The 580-nt window shown below is 42.2% G+C and carries 1 protein-coding gene; it reads left to right on the forward strand.

Annotated elements, in window-relative coordinates; all coding sequences use genetic code 11:
• A partial coding sequence (locus tag J1785_RS00390; RefSeq protein ID WP_217218535.1) for a hypothetical protein occupies positions 1 to 205 on the forward strand: 205 nt, incomplete at its 5' end.
• Positions 206 to 580: the final 375 nt, after the last annotated feature.

Below are 580 nucleotides of genomic sequence, written 5' to 3' on the forward strand. Positions count from 1 at the left end.
CGAAAGTCGAATCCCTTCTAATAGGGAACTAACGCCTATCTCTTTTGTAGGATTTATTCTGCGAACTTTCTACCCTAAAGAGTGGAAGGTTTTTTCTGAATCCCAAAATATCGGTACTATAATTCGCCTTCTAAAAAGAGATCTAAAAATGGTTCCCAAAGAATACTGGAAGAGTTGCGAACCAGATCTTTTTTACCTTGGTTGAGCGCGCGTAATTCTCCCCGCCTGCCCGCTGCTGACTTAGCTCACTGGTTTTAATGCATGAAGAAAAGCCCCTGAAAGCCAGTTTAGAAAGGGGTTGGAGCCATTTTGAGTTCTCCGGATTGCATGCAAAACCATGCACCCTATGCATGCAGAGCTCGCAAGGACAGGCTAGCCAGAGAAAAGGCTGTCCGGAGGGACGGTTTTACACCGTATTAATGAAAAATCCGCCTTATTCGAAAGCGGCATTACAGCCTGATGCGTTGATTTTAAGGCCTGTTTTCGCATACATAAAACAACCGCTACTTATTTGAAAGGGAAAATCTACAAAACAGTCAATAATAACCAAAAATGCAATAACCACCTGATAAATAAAGAT

This window comes from Rahnella perminowiae (genome assembly GCF_019049755.1).
Lineage (GTDB): Bacteria > Pseudomonadota > Gammaproteobacteria > Enterobacterales > Enterobacteriaceae > Rahnella > Rahnella perminowiae.